Source organism: Aeromonas sp. 130281 (genome assembly GCF_056642115.1).
On the sequence record NZ_JBWVQS010000008.1, the window covers coordinates 80,268 to 98,500 of the forward strand.

General features: G+C 63.2%; 19 protein-coding genes. 7 read left to right on the forward strand and 12 right to left on the reverse strand.

Annotated elements, in window-relative coordinates; genetic code table 11:
- Positions 1 to 2: 2 nt before the first annotated feature.
- Both AC1IN8_RS18075 and AC1IN8_RS18080 read left to right on the forward strand, forming a co-directional pair.
- Positions 3 to 1,280, forward strand: coding sequence for a sigma-54-dependent transcriptional regulator (locus tag AC1IN8_RS18075; RefSeq protein ID WP_479759979.1), 1,278 nt, complete (start codon positions 3 to 5; stop codon positions 1,278 to 1,280).
- Between the two features lie 69 nt (positions 1,281 to 1,349).
- Positions 1,350 to 1,664: a hypothetical protein gene (locus AC1IN8_RS18080; protein ID WP_247627625.1), complete on the forward strand. Its 315-nt coding sequence runs from the start codon at positions 1,350 to 1,352 to the stop codon at positions 1,662 to 1,664.
- Positions 1,665 to 1,724: 60 nt separating this feature from the next.
- Here AC1IN8_RS18080 and AC1IN8_RS18085 read toward each other — a convergent pair whose 3' ends face one another.
- The 7 genes from AC1IN8_RS18085 to AC1IN8_RS18115 all read right to left on the reverse strand — a co-directional run bounded on the left by AC1IN8_RS18085 (position 1,725) and on the right by AC1IN8_RS18115 (position 9,317).
- Positions 1,725 to 2,537: a Cof-type HAD-IIB family hydrolase gene (locus tag AC1IN8_RS18085; protein WP_479759981.1), complete on the reverse strand. Its 813-nt coding sequence runs from the start codon at positions 2,535 to 2,537 to the stop codon at positions 1,725 to 1,727.
- A 195-nt stretch (positions 2,538 to 2,732) separates the two neighbouring features.
- A complete protein-coding gene (locus AC1IN8_RS18090; RefSeq protein WP_479759983.1) occupies positions 2,733 to 3,773 on the reverse strand; it encodes an alpha/beta fold hydrolase in 1,041 nt (346 codons plus the stop codon).
- Positions 3,763 to 4,509 carry a tRNA (guanosine(18)-2'-O)-methyltransferase TrmH gene (gene trmH / locus AC1IN8_RS18095; RefSeq protein WP_139437073.1) on the reverse strand — a complete coding sequence of 249 codons (747 nt, stop codon included), beginning with the start codon at positions 4,507 to 4,509 and terminating at the stop codon, positions 3,763 to 3,765. The genes AC1IN8_RS18090 and trmH overlap by 11 nt, the downstream gene beginning before the upstream one ends.
- A gap of 222 nt (positions 4,510 to 4,731) precedes the next feature.
- Entirely contained in the window at positions 4,732 to 6,849 is a 2,118-nt protein-coding gene (gene spoT, locus AC1IN8_RS18100) for a bifunctional GTP diphosphokinase/guanosine-3',5'-bis pyrophosphate 3'-pyrophosphohydrolase (protein ID WP_139437071.1), read from the reverse strand.
- Positions 6,850 to 6,980: 131 nt separating this feature from the next.
- On the reverse strand, positions 6,981 to 7,256 hold the full coding sequence (gene rpoZ / locus AC1IN8_RS18105) for a DNA-directed RNA polymerase subunit omega (protein WP_005307060.1): 276 nt from the start codon (positions 7,254 to 7,256) through the stop codon (positions 6,981 to 6,983).
- 79 nt (positions 7,257 to 7,335) lie between these two features.
- Positions 7,336 to 7,962, reverse strand: coding sequence for a guanylate kinase (gmk, locus tag AC1IN8_RS18110; protein ID WP_139437069.1), 627 nt, complete (start codon positions 7,960 to 7,962; stop codon positions 7,336 to 7,338).
- Positions 7,963 to 8,261: 299 nt separating this feature from the next.
- A complete protein-coding gene (locus tag AC1IN8_RS18115) occupies positions 8,262 to 9,317 on the reverse strand; it encodes a glycosyltransferase family 9 protein (protein WP_479759985.1) in 1,056 nt (351 codons plus the stop codon).
- A 140-nt stretch (positions 9,318 to 9,457) separates the two neighbouring features.
- Between AC1IN8_RS18115 and AC1IN8_RS18120 the strand changes: the two genes are divergently transcribed.
- Positions 9,458 to 10,171 (forward strand): 3-deoxy-D-manno-octulosonic acid kinase, encoded by a 714-nt coding sequence (locus tag AC1IN8_RS18120; protein WP_479760017.1) that lies wholly within the window; start codon positions 9,458 to 9,460, stop codon positions 10,169 to 10,171.
- 201 nt (positions 10,172 to 10,372) lie between these two features.
- Positions 10,373 to 11,236 carry a GGDEF domain-containing protein gene (locus AC1IN8_RS18125; RefSeq protein ID WP_479759986.1) on the forward strand — a complete coding sequence of 288 codons (864 nt, stop codon included), beginning with the start codon at positions 10,373 to 10,375 and terminating at the stop codon, positions 11,234 to 11,236.
- A gap of 75 nt (positions 11,237 to 11,311) precedes the next feature.
- On the opposite strand, the gene AC1IN8_RS18130 is transcribed toward AC1IN8_RS18125, so the two are convergent.
- The gene (locus AC1IN8_RS18130; protein ID WP_319914319.1) at positions 11,312 to 12,169 is read right to left on the reverse strand and encodes a carboxylate/amino acid/amine transporter; all 858 of its coding nucleotides are present in this window, start codon (positions 12,167 to 12,169) and stop codon (positions 11,312 to 11,314) included.
- Between the two features lie 42 nt (positions 12,170 to 12,211).
- Here AC1IN8_RS18130 and AC1IN8_RS18135 point away from each other — a divergent pair, with 42 nt between their 5' ends.
- Positions 12,212 to 12,676: a DUF6314 family protein gene (locus tag AC1IN8_RS18135; protein WP_479759987.1), complete on the forward strand. Its 465-nt coding sequence runs from the start codon at positions 12,212 to 12,214 to the stop codon at positions 12,674 to 12,676.
- Positions 12,677 to 12,794: 118 nt separating this feature from the next.
- On the opposite strand, the gene AC1IN8_RS18140 is transcribed toward AC1IN8_RS18135, so the two are convergent.
- Both AC1IN8_RS18140 and AC1IN8_RS18145 read right to left on the reverse strand, forming a co-directional pair.
- Positions 12,795 to 12,956: a hypothetical protein gene (locus AC1IN8_RS18140; RefSeq protein WP_005326376.1), complete on the reverse strand. Its 162-nt coding sequence runs from the start codon at positions 12,954 to 12,956 to the stop codon at positions 12,795 to 12,797.
- On the reverse strand, positions 12,941 to 13,840 hold the full coding sequence (locus tag AC1IN8_RS18145) for a DMT family transporter (protein ID WP_139437058.1): 900 nt from the start codon (positions 13,838 to 13,840) through the stop codon (positions 12,941 to 12,943). The genes AC1IN8_RS18140 and AC1IN8_RS18145 overlap by 16 nt, the downstream gene beginning before the upstream one ends.
- Positions 13,841 to 13,930: 90 nt before the next feature.
- Between AC1IN8_RS18145 and AC1IN8_RS18150 the strand changes: the two genes are divergently transcribed.
- Positions 13,931 to 14,890 carry a LysR family transcriptional regulator gene (locus tag AC1IN8_RS18150; protein ID WP_139437056.1) on the forward strand — a complete coding sequence of 320 codons (960 nt, stop codon included), beginning with the start codon at positions 13,931 to 13,933 and terminating at the stop codon, positions 14,888 to 14,890.
- On the opposite strand, the gene trpS is transcribed toward AC1IN8_RS18150, so the two are convergent.
- Both trpS and AC1IN8_RS18160 read right to left on the reverse strand, forming a co-directional pair.
- Positions 14,869 to 15,882 carry a tryptophan--tRNA ligase gene (gene trpS, locus AC1IN8_RS18155; RefSeq protein ID WP_479759990.1) on the reverse strand — a complete coding sequence of 338 codons (1,014 nt, stop codon included), beginning with the start codon at positions 15,880 to 15,882 and terminating at the stop codon, positions 14,869 to 14,871. The two genes, AC1IN8_RS18150 and trpS, sit on opposite strands and share 22 nt — an antisense overlap.
- Before the next feature lie 191 nt (positions 15,883 to 16,073).
- Positions 16,074 to 16,508, reverse strand: coding sequence for a universal stress protein (locus AC1IN8_RS18160; protein ID WP_025325220.1), 435 nt, complete (start codon positions 16,506 to 16,508; stop codon positions 16,074 to 16,076).
- Positions 16,509 to 16,940: 432 nt separating this feature from the next.
- On the opposite strand from AC1IN8_RS18160, the gene fabV reads away from it, so the two are divergent.
- Positions 16,941 to 18,128, forward strand: a complete 1,188-nt coding sequence (gene fabV / locus AC1IN8_RS18165) for an enoyl-ACP reductase FabV (protein WP_479759991.1) — start codon at positions 16,941 to 16,943, stop codon at positions 18,126 to 18,128.
- The last annotated feature ends 105 nt before the right edge of the window (positions 18,129 to 18,233 follow it).

The window sequence follows — 18,233 nt, forward strand, 5'->3', positions numbered from 1 at the left end:
CCATGCTGTTGACCCGTAGTCGCCCCACCGATGTGCTGCTGGTGGATGATGACGAAGATGTACTGGAATCCTATTGCCATCTGCTGAACCTGTCGGGCTACAAACCCAGGGGGCTCGCCGATCCTGAGCAGGCACTGGCCCTGCTCGACGACCAGTGGCCCGGCGTGCTGGTGTCAGACATCTACATGCCGGCGATGAATGGCCTGGATCTGCTGGCTCAGGTGCAGCAGATAGATGCCGAGATCCCGGTGATCCTGATCACCGGGCATGGGGACATCCCCCTGGCGGTCAGGGCGGTCAAGCAGGGGGCCTTCGATTTTCTGGAGAAGCCGCTGCACCCCGAGGCCCTGCTGGATCTGCTGACGCGCGCCATGGCGCACAGGCGGGAGGTACTGGCCAGGCGCGGCGAGATCCAGACGGCCGTGGAGCATCAGCTGATCGGCACCAGCCCCCAGATCGTCGCCCTGCGTCATCAGCTCAACCAGCTGGCCCAGACCGACAAGGATCTCATGCTGGAGGGGGAGCCTGGCACCGGCCGCCATACCCTGGCCGAGTTGCTGCACCGCATAGGCGCCCGCAAGGAGCAGAGGCTGCAGCTGCACGACTGCGCCGCGGCCCCCGAGCTTGCAGCCTTGAAAGAGAGCCTGGCGCTCAGTCGTGGCGGCACCCTGGTGCTGAATGCGCCCGCCAGGCTGACGCCTGAGTGCCAGCGCTGGCTGGGGGGCCATCTGCTGGAGCAGGAGCGCAAGGGGGACAAGGAGCAACGCACCCTCGCCCTGTTTGACGAGGCGCCAGAGCAACTGGTGGAGAGCCACCAGCTGATGCCGGAGCTCTATTACTACCTCTCCCAGGTGCGGCTCAAGCTGCCCCGGCTGGCGGAGCGCAGCTGCGACATCATCCCGCTGTTTCGCGCCTTCCTCCATCAGGGTTGCAAGCGCATCGGCCGGCCCGCCCCCCAGGTGGATCGCGCCTACCTGGAGACGCTCAAGCGCCATCGGTGGCCGGGCAACATCCGGGAGCTGCGCAACGTGGCCGAGCTCTATGCGGTGGGCATCATCAAGCTGGCGGGGGTCGAGCGTGCCATCCCGGCCGCCAGCGCCAGGGAGCCCCTCGACGACCTGGTGGAGGAGTACGAGAAGCGAGTGATAGAGGACACCCTGTTCCTCTTCTCCGGGCGGGTGAGCGAGGCCGCCAGCTACCTCGGCATCCCGCGCAAGAAGCTCTATCTGCGCATGAAGAAGCACAATCTCGAGAAGGAGCAGTTCAAGCCTCGCGGCTGAGGTGCGGGGTTTCCCAATGGGACGACCCTGGCCGATACTGAGGCTGTCTGGATGACGGGAGAGAACATCATGAGATGCCCACACTGCATGAGCCAGGGAGTCGAGAAGGTAGAGGATGAACGGGTCGGTCGGGCTTGTGCCCTGGGTTGTGGCGCGGCGGGGGGCTATGCCTGTGCGGCGACCTTTGCCAAGATCGGGGCCGGGCTGGGGGCCACGCTGGGTGGCGTGGGGATACCCATAGGCGCCATCGCGGGTGCCCTGAGCGGCGCCCTGGTCGGCGGTGCAACCGGTGGTGGGGTCGGGCTATGGCTGGGTCGCACCCTAGATCGGCAGATCTCCCGGCAGTACTGGTGCAAGGAGTGCAACCACAGTTTCAAGCGATGAGGCGCTCGCGCGCCTATAGTGCCATGGCGATCCCGGGGGAGATCGCCATGATGGCGGAGATCAGGCCGCGCCAGTCTGATCGATGGCGAACAGCTGCTCCAGATAGACGGCGACGCCATCCTCATCCGAACTCAGGGTTCTGTCGTGTTCGCTCAGGGCCAGCTTGAGGCGATCATGGGCGTTGCCCATCACCACACCCCGACCCACCATGCTCAGCATCTCGAAGTCGTTCATGCCATCACCGAAGGCGACCGCCTGGGACATCTCAAGCCCATGCTGTTCCAGCACGGCGCGCACGGCATTGCCCTTGTGGACCCCGGCGTGCATCACCTCGAGGCAATCCGGCAGGGAGAAGGTGACATTGATCCGATCACCATAACGCTGGTTGAGCTCTGCCTCTATCTGCAGCAGTTTCTCGTGTTCGCCGATGTAGAAGACCTTGTTGATCTTGTCCAGCGGGTGGCTGGCGAGATCGGTCAGGCGATAGCTGAAGCCGGAGTCGTGATGGAACTGCAGCAGCCAGGGCATCTCCTCTTCCACCAGCCACTCGTCGCCGTAGTAGACGTTGATGTGGATGGAGGGGTCGCGCTCCAGCGCGATCAGCTCGGCTGCCACCGCGCTCGGCAGAGCCTGGTTGAAGACGAGGGTATCCTGCTTGTCGTGCACCACGGCGCCGTTGGAGGTGATGAGGTAGATATCCAGCCCCAGGGCATCACGGATGCTGCGCACATCCACATGGTGACGGCCGGTGGCCACCACGAACTTGATCCCCTGATCCACCAGACGGTGCAGGGTATCCCGGGTGCGGGAGGAGATCTGGTGCTGCCCGTTGAGCAGGGTACCATCGAGATCGGACACAACTACCTTGAACATCATTACCTCGGCATCAGTGGAACGCCGGGGCAGTGTACCCCAGCGTCCGGTGTGACCCCATTTATTTAGGGATCCAAAAAATAACCAGTCCCCGGGCCTGTTGCCGTGCCGGTACAGACCGTGCCTGGGTGGCAAGTGACGCCATGCTGGACACGGGACGCTGGCCACACCCCTGGCACGTCACACAACCGGCCACTAGAAGCGGGCGAAGAAGTCCAGGGTCGCGGTCAGGGCAGGGAGGCGCTGGGCATCGGCCTCGATGAACAGCTCGTGCCAGGCCCCCTCGATCCGCAGCGGCTTGCCCCCTTCGCACTGGAGCCGGGCACAGAAGCTGTCCTGGGCCTGGTTATCGACAATGCCGTCTTCCCCGGCCTGGATCAGCAGCAGTGGCGTCTTGATCCTGTCTGCCTCCGCGATGGCGGCATCCCCGGCCTTGATGCCCTCGCGGATCCAGTGGGCCGTCACCCCGCCCAGCTTGATCTGCGGATGCTGCTCATAGAGCTGGCGGAATGCCTGGTAGCGGGGCTCGCTGTGGCTCAGGCCGTTGTCGGCAAATTCATGGGCGACATAGCCGGTCTGGCCCGGGCCATAGGGGGGCTCGCCCCGCCAGCTGCCGACCGTATCCATGGTGGCCGCCAGCCCCTGGGCCAGCCACTTGGGCAGGCCGCCGAGGTTGATGCCCATCATGGGGGAGGAGAGCACGGCCGCCTCGACATCATCCGGCCAGCGCTCCAGATAGCGGGCCGAGATGGCGCCGCCCATGGAGTGGGCCAGCAGGAACAGCTTAGCGGGTTTGTCCGCCAGTATGACCTCGTCATGGAACTGCTTCAGATCCAGCACATAGTCGTCGAAGTCGGCGACATAGCCCTTCTCCTTGTCGGCCAGCAGGCGATCCGACAGCCCCTGGCCGCGGTGGTCGATGAGGTAGAGGCTGTAGCCCTGACGCCACAGATCCCAGGCCAGCTCCTGATACTTGAGGTAGCTCTCGACCCGGCCGTTGACCAGGAGTATGGCTCTGTCCACCTTGGCCTGGCGCAGGGCGGCATAGCGGATGGTGACCCCGTCCTTGCCCTTGAAGGCGCTCTCGACGGCGTGCTGGCGCCAGAAGTCGGGCAGGGTCTGTTGATGGAGGGCAGGGACTTCGGCTTCCGTGGTCAGCTGATAGGGATTGGTCACGGCAAGGGCTCCGGCAGAAAACAGGGTCAGGGCCAGCAGGGGCAGAGCGTTAAATTTCATCGGTTGGATACTCCATATCCAGGGGGTCGTCCTGTTGTGCGGCCCAGCCCTTGCGGGTCAGCTGCATCCGTTGCCACCAGGCTTCGTCCGCCAGGATCTCGCCGGCCGGGCCGAGCTGGGGATAGGGCATCTCTTTCTCTTTGCAGAGCTGGGCATAGATGGGGTAGCCCCCCTCGAACAGTATGCTGTTCTGCTCCTCCAGGTCGAGCGGGCAGCCGCGCTGATAGCAGCCGGCCAGCTCGCGCTGGCGCTGGGCTTCGTACAGTATGGCGGCAGCGGCCACCGAGACGTTGAGGGACTGCACCATGCCCACCATGGGAATGACGATATGGTGATCGGCCAGGGCCAGCGCCTCTTCCCCTATGCCGTGCTTCTCCTGGCCGACCAGGATGGCGGTCGGCTTGGTGTAGTCGATGGCGCGAAAATCCACCGAGCTCTCCGAGAGATGGGTCGCCAGGATCTGCATGCCGGAGGCTTTCAGCTCGGCCACGGCACTGCCGATATCCGGGTGCAGCTTGACGTCGACCCAGTTCTGGCTGCCGCGGGCGGTGCCCTTGCGCTTGTGGATCCAAGTCTTGGGCCAGACGGCGTGGACCCGGTGGATGCCGATGGCATCGGCGGTGCGCACTATGGCGGCCAGATTGTGAGGCTTGTGGACCTCTTCCATGCAGACAGTGAGATCGAGCTGGCGCTGGGCCAGCATGTCGGAGATCCGTTTAAAGCGTTCAGGTGTCATGTCAGTTTCTATCGAGTGAGGCTTGTGGACGTCTTTCCAGGCATGCAGACAGTGAGATCGAGCTGGCGTTGGGCCAGCATGTCGGAGATCCGTTTAAAGCGTTCAGGAGTCATATCGGTTTCTATGTCGTGAGGCTGGTGCACGCAACAAGGCAGGTGGGCTGCTGCATGGGGCCATGAGTGTCTCTTGAAAAGCAGCAGGCGGCTCGCGCCGCCTGTGTGATCAGTTCTTCTGTCGGCTCACCCTGAGCACGTTGGGCATCACCCGGATCTTGCGCATGATGTTGGCAAGGTGGATGCGGCCCTTGGTGGTGATGAGCAGGGTGACCAGATAGACCCGGCCATCCTTCTCTTCTGTGCTGATGGCGTGGATGTTGGCGCCGGTGGCGGCAATCACGTTGGCCAGCTCCGCCAGGGCACCCTGGTGGTTGACGATCTCGATGCTGATGCCGGTGCGGAACTCCTGCTCCTGCTCCTTGTCCACTTCCCACTGCACCGGCAGGTACTTGTCCGGCTCGCGGCTGTAGCCCTTAATGTTGCGGCAGGACTCTTGGTGAATGACCAGTCCCTTGCCCGGGCTGATGTGGGCGATGATGGCATCCCCCGGGATCGGGCGACAGCAGTTCGCGAAGGTGACCAGCATGCCGTCGGCCCCCTTGATGGGCATCTTCTTGCTGCTGGACTTCGGCTGCTCTTCCGGCGGCAACTCGTCACCCAGCATGCGGCGCGCCACCATGACGCTCATGGCATTGCCAAGGCCCACATCGGCCAGCAGCCCCTGCAGGTTCTCGTGCTTGGTGTCGGCCAGCACCTGCTTGATGCGCGGCTCGGGGATGTCTTCGATGTTCTTGGCGCCGAGGGCATGGTTGAGCAGGCGGCGACCCAGCACCACAGACTCTTCGGTGCGCAGGTTCTTGAGGAACTGGCGGATCTTGGAGCGCGCCTTGGTGGTCACCACGAAGTTGAGCCAGGCCGCGTTCGGGCGGGCGCCCGGCGCCGTGATGATCTCCACCGTCTGGCCCGAGTGCAGCGGACTGCTCAGGGGGTAGGGGTGGCGGTCGACCCGGGAGCCGACGCAGGCGTGGCCGATGTCGGTGTGCACCGTATAGGCGAAGTCCACCGGGGTGGCACCGGCGGGCAGCTCCATGATGCGGCCCTCCGGGGTGAAGACGTAGATCTCGTCCGGGAAGAGGTCGGTCTTGACCCCCTCGATGAACTCAAAGGAGCTGCCGGCGCTCTGCTGCAACTCCAGCAGGCTCTGCATCCAGCGCTGGGCGCGGATCTGGGCCGTGGTGCCCGAGCTGTCGCCATCCTGCTTGTAGGCCCAGTGGGCGGCGACCCCCTTGTCGGCCATCTGATCCATGAACTCGGTGCGGATCTGCACCTCCACCGGCACCCCGTGCGGCCCCACCAGTGAGGTGTGCAGGGACTGGTAGCCGTTGGTCTTGGGAATGGCGATGTAGTCCTTGAAACGGCCGGGACGGGGCTTGTAGAGGCTGTGCATCTGACCAAGCACCCGGTAGCAGGTGTCTATGTCCTTCACCCTGACGCGGAAGGCGTAGATATCCATCACCTCATGGAACTGCAGCTCTTTCTTCTCCATCTTGTTGTAGATGGAGAACAGGTTCTTCTCGCGACCGCTGACCTGGGCATCTATGCCGGCCTCGCGCAACCGGCCCTCAATCTCGCTCTCGATGGAGTCGATGATCTCGCGGCGATTGCCGCGGGCGCGGCGCACCGATTCCCGCAGCACCCGCGAGCGCATGGGGTAGAGCGCCTCGAAGCCCAGCTCTTCCAGCTCGTTCTTCATGGTGTGAATGCCGAGGCGGTTGGCGATGGGGGCGAAGATCTCGAGGGTTTCCCGGGCGATGCGGCGACGCTTGTCAGGCCGCAGTGAGCCCAGGGTGCGCATGTTGTGGGTGCGGTCGGCGAGCTTGATCAGGATGACCCGGATGTCCTGGGTCATGGCCATCATCATCTTGCGGAAGTTTTCGGCCTGGGCTTCCTTGCGATCGCGGAACTTCAGCTTGTCGAGTTTGGAGACGCCGGATACCAGCTCGGCGACGGCGTTGCCGAACAGCTCGGCGAGATCGTCCTTGGTGACCGGGGTATCTTCGATGACGTCGTGCAGCACGGCGGCCATCAGGGTTTCGTGATCGAGTCGCATGTCGCCGAGAATGCGGGCAACGGCAACCGGGTGGGTGATATAGGGCTCGCCGCTGGAACGCATCTGTCCCTGGTGAGCGTCACGGGCCACCACATAGGCTTGCCTGAGCTTCTCAACCTGCTCTGGAGGCAGGTAGGAACTGGCTATTTCTTTAAGGTTTTCAAATAAATACAAGACAGTCCCCGCAGCGGTGAAACGACAATCCGTGGAATTGAGGGTATGCCCTCGAGTTTGCGAGGTTTTCGAGCGGTTGTAAATGGGAAGAACAGTCGGCACCCGGGCGGGCGCCGACCATGAGAAATAACTTAACCGCGGCCTTCGGCGATGGCAGCAACGGCAGCCAGCTCGGCGGCTTCCTGCTCTTGCTGCTCGTAGCGGTCCTGGGTATCCATCACCTGGTTGTTGACCAGACCCAGTTCGATCTCGCGCAGGGCGATCACGGTCGGCTTGTCATTCTCTTCGTCGACCAGGGGATCTTTGCCTTGTACCGCGATTTGACGGGCGCGGCGTGCGGCGACCAGCACCAGGTCAAAACGGTTACCTACCTGTTTTACAGCATCTTCTACAGTAACGCGTGCCATGCAGGACTCCAGTGTTTGGGCTTTCTGTGTTTGAAAAAGCAGTGTTTAAAAATGACGCAAAAGTTTACTTGTTTTTGGCCTATTCTGCCAGTAGCTGTTGCAGCAAGTTTTGTTGGGCCTGCTGCTGCTGGCGCAATTCCAGCCGCTGGCACTCTATGATGGCCCTGAGCTGGAACAGCGCCTGCTCAAAGTCTTCATTGATAATGACATAGTCATACTCGTCGTAGTGCACCATTTCGGCAATGGCTTTCGCCATCCGGCCGGCGATCACTTCGCTGCTGTCCTGGCCGCGACCGATCAGGCGGCGCTCCAGCTCTTCCCGGCTCGGGGGCAGGATGAAGATGGACTTGGTCGGCATCTGCTCGCGGATCTGGCGGGCGCCCTGCCAGTCGATGTCGAGGAAGACGTCGATGCCTTGAGCCAGGCAGGCCTCGATGGCGGCGCGGGAGGTGCCGTAGTAGTTGCCGAACACCTCTGCCCACTCCAGAAAATCACCGCGCTCGATCAGCGCCTTGAACTCTTCCACCTGCACGAAGTGGTAGTGCACCCCGTGCTCTTCGCCGGGGCGAGTGGCGCGGGTGGTGTGGGAGACGGAGAGCTGCATCTTGCCGGCGTCGTTGTGCTGGGTCAGCAAGGCATTGAGCAGGCTGGACTTACCGGCCCCGCTCGGGGAGGAGATGATATAGAGAGTGCCTTGTTGCGCCATGTCTGTACCTTTAAGCGATGACCCGTGTTTTGGTTGTAGCAGAGGCTGCCGTCATGTGCCCGAAAGGGAGACAGTCGCTCGCAAAACGCGGAAGAATCAGAGTCAGGAGGTTGTAAAGGCGGCGAATGTTAGCAGATGGGGGCGGATAAAAAAACGGCCGGAATCATATTCCAGCCGATCAAAGTATTCGTTGCTTGCTGCGGGAGCGTTACCCACATCGGCCGCTATTCTGCCCCCGGCACCCGGTTCGGGCCATCAGATTATCCCTGCCTCAGGGCTCGGAATTTCCGAGTTGCCCCTCAGCCCGGCAGCTGGTGCTCGGCACAGAGCCGATCGAAGGCGGCGATGACCCGTTCGCTGGTGATCTTGCGCATGGCGTCCGGATCCTTGAGGCGGGTACGCCAGTCGAGTGCCGCCAGCGGCTTGCCGGTCTCCTGCTCGATCAACTCCCGATAGACGCTGACCGCGTGTTCGCGGCACAGATAGGGGCCGGTGCGATCCGGGTTGTGATGGGCGTAGAGGCCGATCACCGGCGTGCCCGCCAGGGTCGCCATGTGGGTGGGGCCGGTATCGGGGGCCAGCACCAGGCTGGCTTCCTTGATGAGTGCCAGCAGTTGCTTGAGGTTGGTCTGCCCCACCAGATCCACCGGCTTGCTCTGGCTCAGGCGCTGGATGTCGGCGGCCAGATCCCGCTCCAGCCTGGCCGGTCCGCCGCAGAGATAGACCTGAAACCCCTTGCTGGCGGCGTGATCCGCCAGGGTGGCATAGCCTTCGGCGGTCCAGTTCTTGAACGCCTTGCTGGCGGCGGCGCAGATGAGCAGGGTCGGCTTGCCGTCTATCTTCTCCCGGGCCCAGGCCTGGTGCTCGGCGCTGATGGGCAGCTGCCAGTCCGGGGTCAGATCCTGGATGCCGAGCTCCCTGGCGAAGGCGAGAAAGCCATCCAGCACATGGGGGGAGGCGGGGGAAGCCACTTGATGGTTGGTGAACAGCCACTGACCGTCGTTGGCCCGCGCCTTGTCGAACCCGAGCTTGATCTTGGCCCTGATGCCCAGGGTGGCGATGCTGGCCCGCAGGGCAGCCTGCAGGTGGAGCAGGGCATCGAATTTGCGGCCCTTGAGGGTGCGCCAGAGATCACGGTAGCCACGCCAGCCCTTGCTCTTGTCGAAGGGGATCACCTCCACCCCGGGCAGATCGGCAAACAGGGTCGCCTCAATCTTGCCGGTTACCCAGGTGATGCGAGTCTCTGGCCAGGCCCGCTGGATGACGCGCACCAGCGCCAGCGCATGGCAGCAATCTCCGATGGCGGAGAGCCGCAGGATGCAGATAGAGGAGGGCGGCGTTTGGAACAGCGGCATGATGTGGCGCAATGGTGGCAAAATGGATGGATGGCATTATGCAAACTCCCTTGTGGATTGTAAAATTGCGCCAGCTGCCCGACCGGCACAGTCCCCATGACGGGATGCATTGCGCCCCACTATCGACCGGAATACTCATGATGCTGACACAGACCGCCCACAACCAGATCTGCTGGTATGCCGAAGGCGCCTTCCGCGACCCTTCCCCCGCGTTATTCGATCCGGCCTGGTGGCAGACCCATCGGCAGGTGGTGGGCTCCGCCATAGGCCGCGGAGTGACCTGGTTCGTGAAGGACGAGTCGCGCCACCTGGTGCTGCGCCACTATTATCGCGGCGGCATGGTGGGCAAGCTGGTACGGGATCGCTTCTGGTTCGAAGGGGTCGAATCGAGCCGCGCCATGGCCGAATACCGTCTGCTGGCCCAGCTGAGCGAGCAGGGGCTGCCGGTGCCGCGGCCGTTCGCGGCCCGCATGGTCAAGCAGGGGCCCTTCTATCGCGCCGACATCCTGATCGAGCGCATCCGTGGCGCCAAGGATCTGGTGGCTCTGCTCAAGCAGGGGACGCTCGCCGACGAGGTGTGGCACAAGGTGGGTCAGACGGTGCGCCGGCTGCACGAGGTTGGGGTCTGTCACGCCGACCTCAACAGCCACAACCTGCTGCTCGACAAGGAGGGCAAGGTGTGGGTGATCGATTTTGACAAGGGGGCTATCCGCTCCCCCGGCAGCTGGCAGCAGGCCAATCTGGAGCGGTTGCTGCGCTCCTTCAACAAGGAGTCGCAGCTGCACACCAGTTTCCACTTCGTGCCGGAGAACTGGCAGGCCCTGATGGCGGGCTATCAGGGCAAGACGGGTTGAGTTCGGCCTCCACTTCGTGTCTGGAGGTTGGCAGGCGCAGATGGCGGGCTATCAGGGCAAGATGTGCTGAGGGAGCGGCTGGTGCGGATAAAAGGGCACCAGGGAAAAGCGAGTTGACGCTGTTGCTCGGCGCAATCGCCAATGTTACTTATTGAGTGTTGCTGTCTGGGCAGACAGTCAGATCCGGTTTCGAGGCGCGTGATGGAAAGGTATGAGACTCCCGGGGTTGAGGTCATTACCCCGCTTGAGGTGACGCTGAAGGCAGAAGCCATGGCGATGCTGGAGGCCGGGATCTGGACCTGGTCGGTCGAACAGGGCCTGAGGCGCGATCCCTCCTGCCTGCAACTGCTGGGTCTGGTGGGGAACGAGCTGGATGATCTCGGCTGGCTGGCCCGGGTGCACCCGGATGACGGGCCCCGCCTGGGGGAGGCCATCGATGCCTGTCGGGAGGGGCGCAGCAGCGGGTTGCGGCTCGAGTACCGCATCCTGCACCATCAGGGCCACTACATCCGGCTGGAAGAGCGGGTGCGCCGCGACGAACGAGGCCAGCTGCTGGGGGTGGTGCGCCATCTGGACGCGATTATGCCCCAGCTGGACGATCGCCACGACACCGACCCTCTCACCGGGCTCGAGAGCCGCAGTCACTTCGAGTCGCTGCTGGACGAGCGGCTGACCAGCGAGAGCGGCAGCTTCTGCCTGCTGCAGTTCACCGTGGATCACCGCAGCAAGATATTGCAGCTGTTTGGCGAGGCCGCCTGCGACGCCATGCTGGCCAAGCTGGCCCGCATAGTGCGCCGCGAATTGCGGCGGGAAGATCCCTTCGCCCGCTGGGACGAGGACGGTTTCATCCTGATGCTCTCCCAGACAGATCGGCTGAGCGGCCTCGAGATTGCCGAACGGCTGCGTCTCGAGATCGCCGATGCCAGCCTGTTGCCTGAGCGGCCGGTGACCGTCAGCATAGGCCTGGTGCAGAGCCAGAGCGCCGAGCAGCTCGATCACCTGCTGGCCCGGCTGGCCTCCTGCCACGGCCAGGCCAGGCGGGAACGCAACACAGTGGTTGGCTGATTTTTAGTCAGCGCTCACTCACCCGCCGACGCCTGTAGTTCAAAGGAGGCCTGCATCGGCAGGCCTGGTGGTTCGTCAGTCCGCGCTGCGCGCCGGCTGACGCTGGCAGACCCAGAGGGAGGCCAGCATCAGCAGGGCGCCTAGGCTGAGCCTGAACAGATCCGTATCCTTGCCCCAGAGCACCAGATTGACCAGCAGACCGGCCGGGATCAGGGCGTTGTTCATGATGGCCAGCACGCCGCTGCTCACCAGGGTGGCTCCCTTGTTCCACAGGAAGTAGCCGAGTCCGGATGCCCCCACCCCCAGCCAGAGCAGTATGCCCCACTGCAATCCACTCGTCGGGTATTGCGGTTGGCCCAGCAGCCACCAGGCGGGCAGGGCGATCACCAGGGCCCCCAGATAGAAGCAGCCGAACACCGCCAGCTGGGGCGGTTGCTGCGCCTCTCGCGCCAGCAGCACCTTGTAGCCCACCTGGCCCAGGGCGAAGCAGAGGTTGGCTCCCTGCACCACCAGGAATCCCATCACATAGCTCTCGGTCAGGCCGTCGAAGCGGATGACGGCCGCCCCCAGCACCGCCAGCAGCGCCCCCCACAAGTAGGTCGGCTTGAAACGCCCCTCCAGCAGATCGTGGATCAGGGTGACGTAGATGGGGGTGAAGATGGTGAACACCAGCACTTCCGGCACCGTCAGCAGCAGGAAGGAGTGGTAATAGAACAGATACATGATGCCGAGCTGGATGGCGCCGAGCGCCATCAGCTTGGCCACCAGATCGGGGCGCAGCCAGCGGCGGCGCAGGAAGGGCAGGAACACCAGGCTGGCGAGGACGATGCGGGTCAGCACCGAGAAGTAGGCGTCCACCTGGCCGGCGAGGTAGACCCCGATCAGGCTGAAGGAGAAGGACCAGAGCAGGGTAACCCCTATCAAGTAGTTCATGTGATTGAATTGTCGTCAGTTGTCAATTTGGAGGGCGCTATGATGGCCGAGTTGGAAAGCGCGATCCAGCGTTTATGGGGGCAGTTGCCACAGATCGGTGTGTTTGCCTTCGAGGCTAGCAACGGGACGGGCTCCGCGACCGACTGGAACGGCCGTGGGGAGGGAGAGGTGCGGGTGACCGATCATCAGGGAGGCTGGCTGTTTACTGAGCTGGGGCGCTACACCACGCCCCATGGCCGGGTGCTCACCATGCACAACAGTTTCTGGTGGCAGCGCGGCGAGCGGGGGATCCGCCTCTCCCACCTTCGCCACCAGGCGCCGGTGCTGCTGTTCGAGCTGCTGCCCCAGGGAGACGGGCGTTGGCTCACCGCCGAGGCGCACCTGTGCGGCCAGGATCACTACAGCGCGGAACTGACGCCGACCGAGGACGGCTTTCTGCTCGCCTGGCAGATCACGGGGCCGCGCAAGAACGAGCGGCTCAGCTACCGCTACTGCTCGGAGGGCTGAAACCCGGCATAAAAAAACCGGCGCAGAGCGCCGGTAGCGGGGACAAATCGGAGGTTTTTTTTAAAACGGTCCCAAAAACAGGAGAGATACACTCTCGTCACACATTCAGAGATGGCATTCAGGCATTCAGGGCATAGCTCAGCATGGCCTGCAGCTTGCTGTCGAAGAACCAGGGCAGGGTCAGCATCAGCAGGCCGAGCAGTCCGGCCAGCCGGTGGCGATACTGCCAGCCGGCTATCAGCACCAGACCGCCGCAGAGTGTGGTCAGGATGCCTGACATAGGCTGGCCTCCCGACGGGCACGACGCTGCTGTGCCCACTGGTTCAGGGCGACCGAGCCCAGGATCAGCGCCAGTGCCACGGCCGTGGTGGAGTGCACCTGCTCGCCGAGGAAGAGGGCACCCAGCATGACGCCGAACAGCGGCACCAGGTAGTTGCTGAAGGAGGCGAAGGTCGGGCCCGCCTTCTGGATCAGCGCCATGTAGAGGAAGTAGACCAGACCGGTACAGAACACACCCAGCACTGTCACGGCGCCGATGGCCTGCTGGCTCGGCAGGGTCAGGGCGCTCAGATCGGTGACGAAGGGAGCGGCCAGCAGCAGCTGGATGGCTGACGAGATCAGTATGTTGCGGGCCACCACCACAGGGTGGTCCTTGGCGAAGCGCTTGATCATCAGCAGGCCGATGGCGAAGCAGCTTGCGCCGAACAGTATGGCCATGGCACCGAGCAGACCGGCGTTCATGCCGTTGGCCAGTTTCGGCCAGAACAGCACCAGCACGCCGACGAAGCCGATGACCACGGAGAGCAGACCGCCCTTGGTGATTCTTTCACCAGAAATAAACAGGGGCGCAGCCAGAATGGTCACAAAGGGGATACAACCCATGACCACGGCGGCGATGGCGCTGTCCACATACTGCTGACCCCAGGCCACCATGATGAAGGGGATGGTGGCATCGAGCAGGGCTATCAGCATATAGGTACGCCAGGGGGTGTGCTCGCTCTTGAGGCGCATGAACAGGCAGAGCAGACCCAGGGTCAGGCTGCCGCACAGGGCACGACCGGCCGCCACCATGATGGGGGGCAGTTCGGTCACGGCCTGATGCATGAAAATGAACTGGGAGCCCCACAACAGGCCAATCGCCAGCAATAACAGATAGCTACGCATGTTAATCTCCGTGTAATTCGCCCGCGCATTCTATGCAATCTGCTACTATGCCAAAAATGAATTGTCGTCATTCAACTATGGCCAATATCGATGGAACTCCCCCTTTCCCGCCTCGACCTCAACCTGCTCAATGTGTTCGACATGCTGATGCAGGAGCGCAACGTCACCCGTGCAGCGGAACGGCTCCACCTCTCCCAGTCCACCGTCAGCCACGCCCTGGGGCGCTTGCGCCAGGCGCTGGACGACCCCCTGTTCGTGATGAGCCGGCGGGAGATGATGCCCACCGAGCGCGCCAAGGCCCTGGCCGGGCCGGTGCGCCAGGCGCTTGCCATGCTGGAGCAGGGCCTGCGCCAGGCCAAGGGATTCGAGCCCGCCAGCGCCCAGCGGGTGTTTCGCATCGCCACCCCGGGCTCGGTGGAGCACGGCCTGGTGCCGACCCTGGTGGAGCGCATGGTGCAGCAGGCGCCCCATTGCCGGCTGGAGGTGTGCGAGCTGGCGGACAGCGACTACGAGCGGGAGCTGGAGAAGGGGGAGCTGGATCTGGTGATCGGCTTCGCCGGCGCCAACCACCTCTCGCCCCGGTTGTGGCGCGAGGAGTGGTTCAGCAATCCCCTGGTCTGCCTGTCACCGCTCGGCAGCGCGCTGCCCGATGAGCTGGGGCCGGACGAGCTGGTGAGCCGCCCCCACATCCACACCTCCAGCTGGGGGCACAGCCAGGCCATGGTGGATCTCTGGCTGGCCCGCTTCGGGGTGGCGCGGGAGCTGGGGGTCAGGTTGCCGAGCTTCATGGCGGTGCCGCAGCTGATGGCGACCGGCCGCTATCTGGTGGTGGTGCCCGAGATGATAGGGCGCCACTTCTGTCGCTACTACCCGCTGCGGCTCCATCAGCTGGAGCCCGCCATTCCCATCGTCTACCTGATGGCGGGCCACCCGCTCAGCGCCCATGACGAGGCGATCGGCTGGTTCAAGGGGCTGCTGCACCGGCTCGCCTTCGAGCGTTACGGTGCCGACGCGCTGGGGGCGCCGACTCAGCGCAACCCGGCGAAGTAGTCCAGCCCCATGGCGCTCTTGACCTCTGTCAGCACCTCGTCGGTGAGGGCGCGGGCCTGCAAGGTGCCCTGCTGCAACAGGCGCAGCAGCTTCTCCTTGTCGGCGATGGCCGCCTGACGTCGCTCCCGCATGGGGGTGAGCAGGGTCTGCAGGCAGTCGTTCAGCAGCTGCTTGCAGCGCATGTCTCCCAGCCCGCCGCGCTGGTAGTGGGCCTTCATCTCGGCCACCAGCGCCTTGTCCGGGTGGAAGGCATCCAGATAGGCGAACACAGTATTCCCTTCGACCTGGCCCGGATCGCTCACCCTGAGGTGGTTGGGGTCGGTATACATGGCAAACACCGCCTGCTTGATCTCTTCCGCCGACATGCCGAGCTCTATGGTGTTGCCGAGGGACTTGGACATCTTGGCTTTGCCGTCGATGCCGGGCAGACGCCCTGTATCGCTCAGGATGGGCTGACATTCGGTCAGCACCTCCTTTCCTACCAGGGCGTTGAAGCGGCGCACTATCTCGTTGGTCTGCTCCAGCATGGGCAGCTGATCCTCGCCCACCGGCACATGGGTGGCGCGAAAGGCGGTGATGTCGGCGGCCTGGCTGACGGGATAGACCAGAAAACCTGCCGGCAGGCTGCGCTCGAACCCTTTCTGCTGGATCTCCGCCTTGACGGTGGGGTTGCGCTCCAGTCGGGCGACGCTGACCAGGTTGAGGTAATAGGTGGTGAGCTCGGCGAGGGCGGGCAGGGCGCTCTGCAGGCAGAAGGTGGTCTTGGCCGGATCCAGGCCGGCGGCCAGGTAGTCGGCCATCACCTCCAGCACGTGATCTGTCACCTTGGCCGGGTTGTGGCCGTTGTCGGTCAGCGCCTGCAGATCGGCGATCATCACGAACTGGCGGTAATGGTGCTGGGCCTCGACGCGCTGGCGCAGGGAGCCGACGTAGTGGCCTATGTGCAGTTTGCCGGTGGGGCGATCGCCGGTCAGGATAACGGGGTTGTGCATGTCACTCTCTCCAGTGGGGTGGGCCGGGAGGCGACAAAGGGATGAAAACAATGACCGCCTCTCGGCGGTCACGGTGTTTTCTTTGGGAAAAATTACATAGAAAAGCAGTGCCGCCTGTTTATAAGCAGCACCACCAGTAGTTGTGATTGACGATGGTCATGTTCATGGCAAATCAAGCTACGCCTGTTTGATCACTTCTGCAAGGGCACGACCAGCAGATCGCAGGGTACCGTATTCATCAGCTGGCGGGCGCTGGAGGTGAGCAGGCTCCAGAAGCTCTGGCGGTGGCCACATACCAGCAGGTCTATCTGGTAATCCTTGACCGCCTGATTGACCCGCTCGCTCAGATCGCCGCAGATCACCAGCTTCTTCTCTATGGGGTAGTCCACCGAGGCGAGGAAGGCCTCCAGCTTCTCTTTCGCTTCGGCGATCACCTGATCCTGCACGTTGTCGATGTCGATATCGATCATCTCGGTGTAGAGATCCTTGAGGTCCACGTCCACATGGATCACCGACAGTTTGGCGCCATTGGAACGGGCTCTGTCCACCGCCTTGTCGATCACCTTGCGGTTGTCTTCCGACAGGTCGATCGCCGCCAGTATGTGCTTGTAATAGGTTCCACTCATGGGAATTCTCCTCACTGATCCTGGGTTCACTATACCAATGTCCGCTGAAACTAAAACGGCGATGTCACCACAGTTTCAGGATTTGCATGGCAAGCCCGTACTCCCTGGTTGCCATTGCGGATAAAGGATTGCATATATTTTGAACAGGAGTTTGAAGCCGATCACAGCCGTTCTATTGCCCCGACTGAGTGAGGGGAATAGGATGTGCCCGTGCTTCGCAATGAACACAACACAACAAAAAGCATCTGAATAACGCTTTGGGGAGCCTTGTGCTCCCTCTTGTTTTTCTGCCCCCTTTTCTTGCCCCTATGCCACCCGACATCAAGGTAATCCCCGGCTTCTTGGTTATGCTCTAGCCAATTCCCGTGGCGATGCTGCCGACGCTCGCTGCGGCCGATCCCCGTATTCCATCGATCCCTTGGAGATTCATTCATGATCATTCATCCCCAGATCCAGGGCTGCGTTGCCCGCAACTGCCATCCCATCGGCTGCCGCGCCGCCGTGCAGCAGCAGATCGCCAGCGTCAAGGGGGCGGGCCCCTTCAACGGGCCGAAACGGGTGCTGGTGCTGGGGGCCTCTTCCGGCTTCGGGCTGGCGTCGCGCATCGCGCTGACCTTCGGCGCCGGCGCCGATACCCTGGGCATCTCGTTCGAGCGCGGGCCCTCCGACAAGGGGCTCGGCAGCGCGGGCTGGTACAACAACATCTGGTTTCGCCAGGCGGCAGAGCAGGAGGGACGTATCGCCATCAACCTGATTGGTGATGCCTTCTCCGACGGGATGCGCCAGCAGGCTATCGACACCATCCGCCAGCAACTGGGGCAGGTGGATCTGGTGATCTATTCGCTGGCGAGCGGCCTTCGGGTGCTGCCGGATGGTCGCCAGGTGCGCTCGGTGCTCAAGACCACGGGCCAGCCCTTCAGCGGCTGGGGGCTGGATCTGGAGCGCGATACCCTGGTGCAGCAATCCCTGGCACCCGCGACCCCGGAGGAGATCCGCGATACCGTCACCGTGATGGGGGGCGAAGACTGGCAGCTCTGGCTGCAGGCGTTGCAGCAGGCTGATTGTCTCGCTCCAGGGGTGCAGACAGTCGCCTACTCCTACATTGGCCCTGAATCCACCTATCCCCTTTATCGGGACGGCACCATCGGCTACGCCAAGGAGCACCTGCACGCCACCGCAGAGACCATCAACCTGCAGCTGGCCGAACTCGGCGGTCACGCCTGGGTGTCGGTGTGCAAGGCGCTGGTGACCAAGGCGAGCGCCTATATTCCCGTGCTGCCTGTCTACCTCGGCCTGCTGATGGGGGTGATGAAGGAGCGGGGCGTGCACGAGGGCTGCATCGAGCAGATGCAGCGGCTGTTTGCCACCAAGATGTACGGGCCCCATGGGGTGGTGGCCGACGGCAACCGCCTGATCCGGATGGATGACCACGAGCTGGATCCGGCGGTGCAGGCCGCCGTCTCGGCGCTCTGGTCCAAGGTGACACCGGACAACTTCCACGCCCTGGGGGACTTCGCCGGGCTGCGCCAGGACTTCATGCAGCTCAACGGCTTCGAGCTGCCCGGCGTCGACTATGGGGCGCCGGTGGATGTAGCCTCCCTGACCGAGCTGCTGCCCTGAGTCAGGTGCCTGTGTCAGGCTACGTTGCAGGCAGGCTGGTTGGGGGCCGGAGCCAGCCAATATAGTCTGGTTGCGTCCCTGGTGTCTGATGTTCGAGGCGTTATG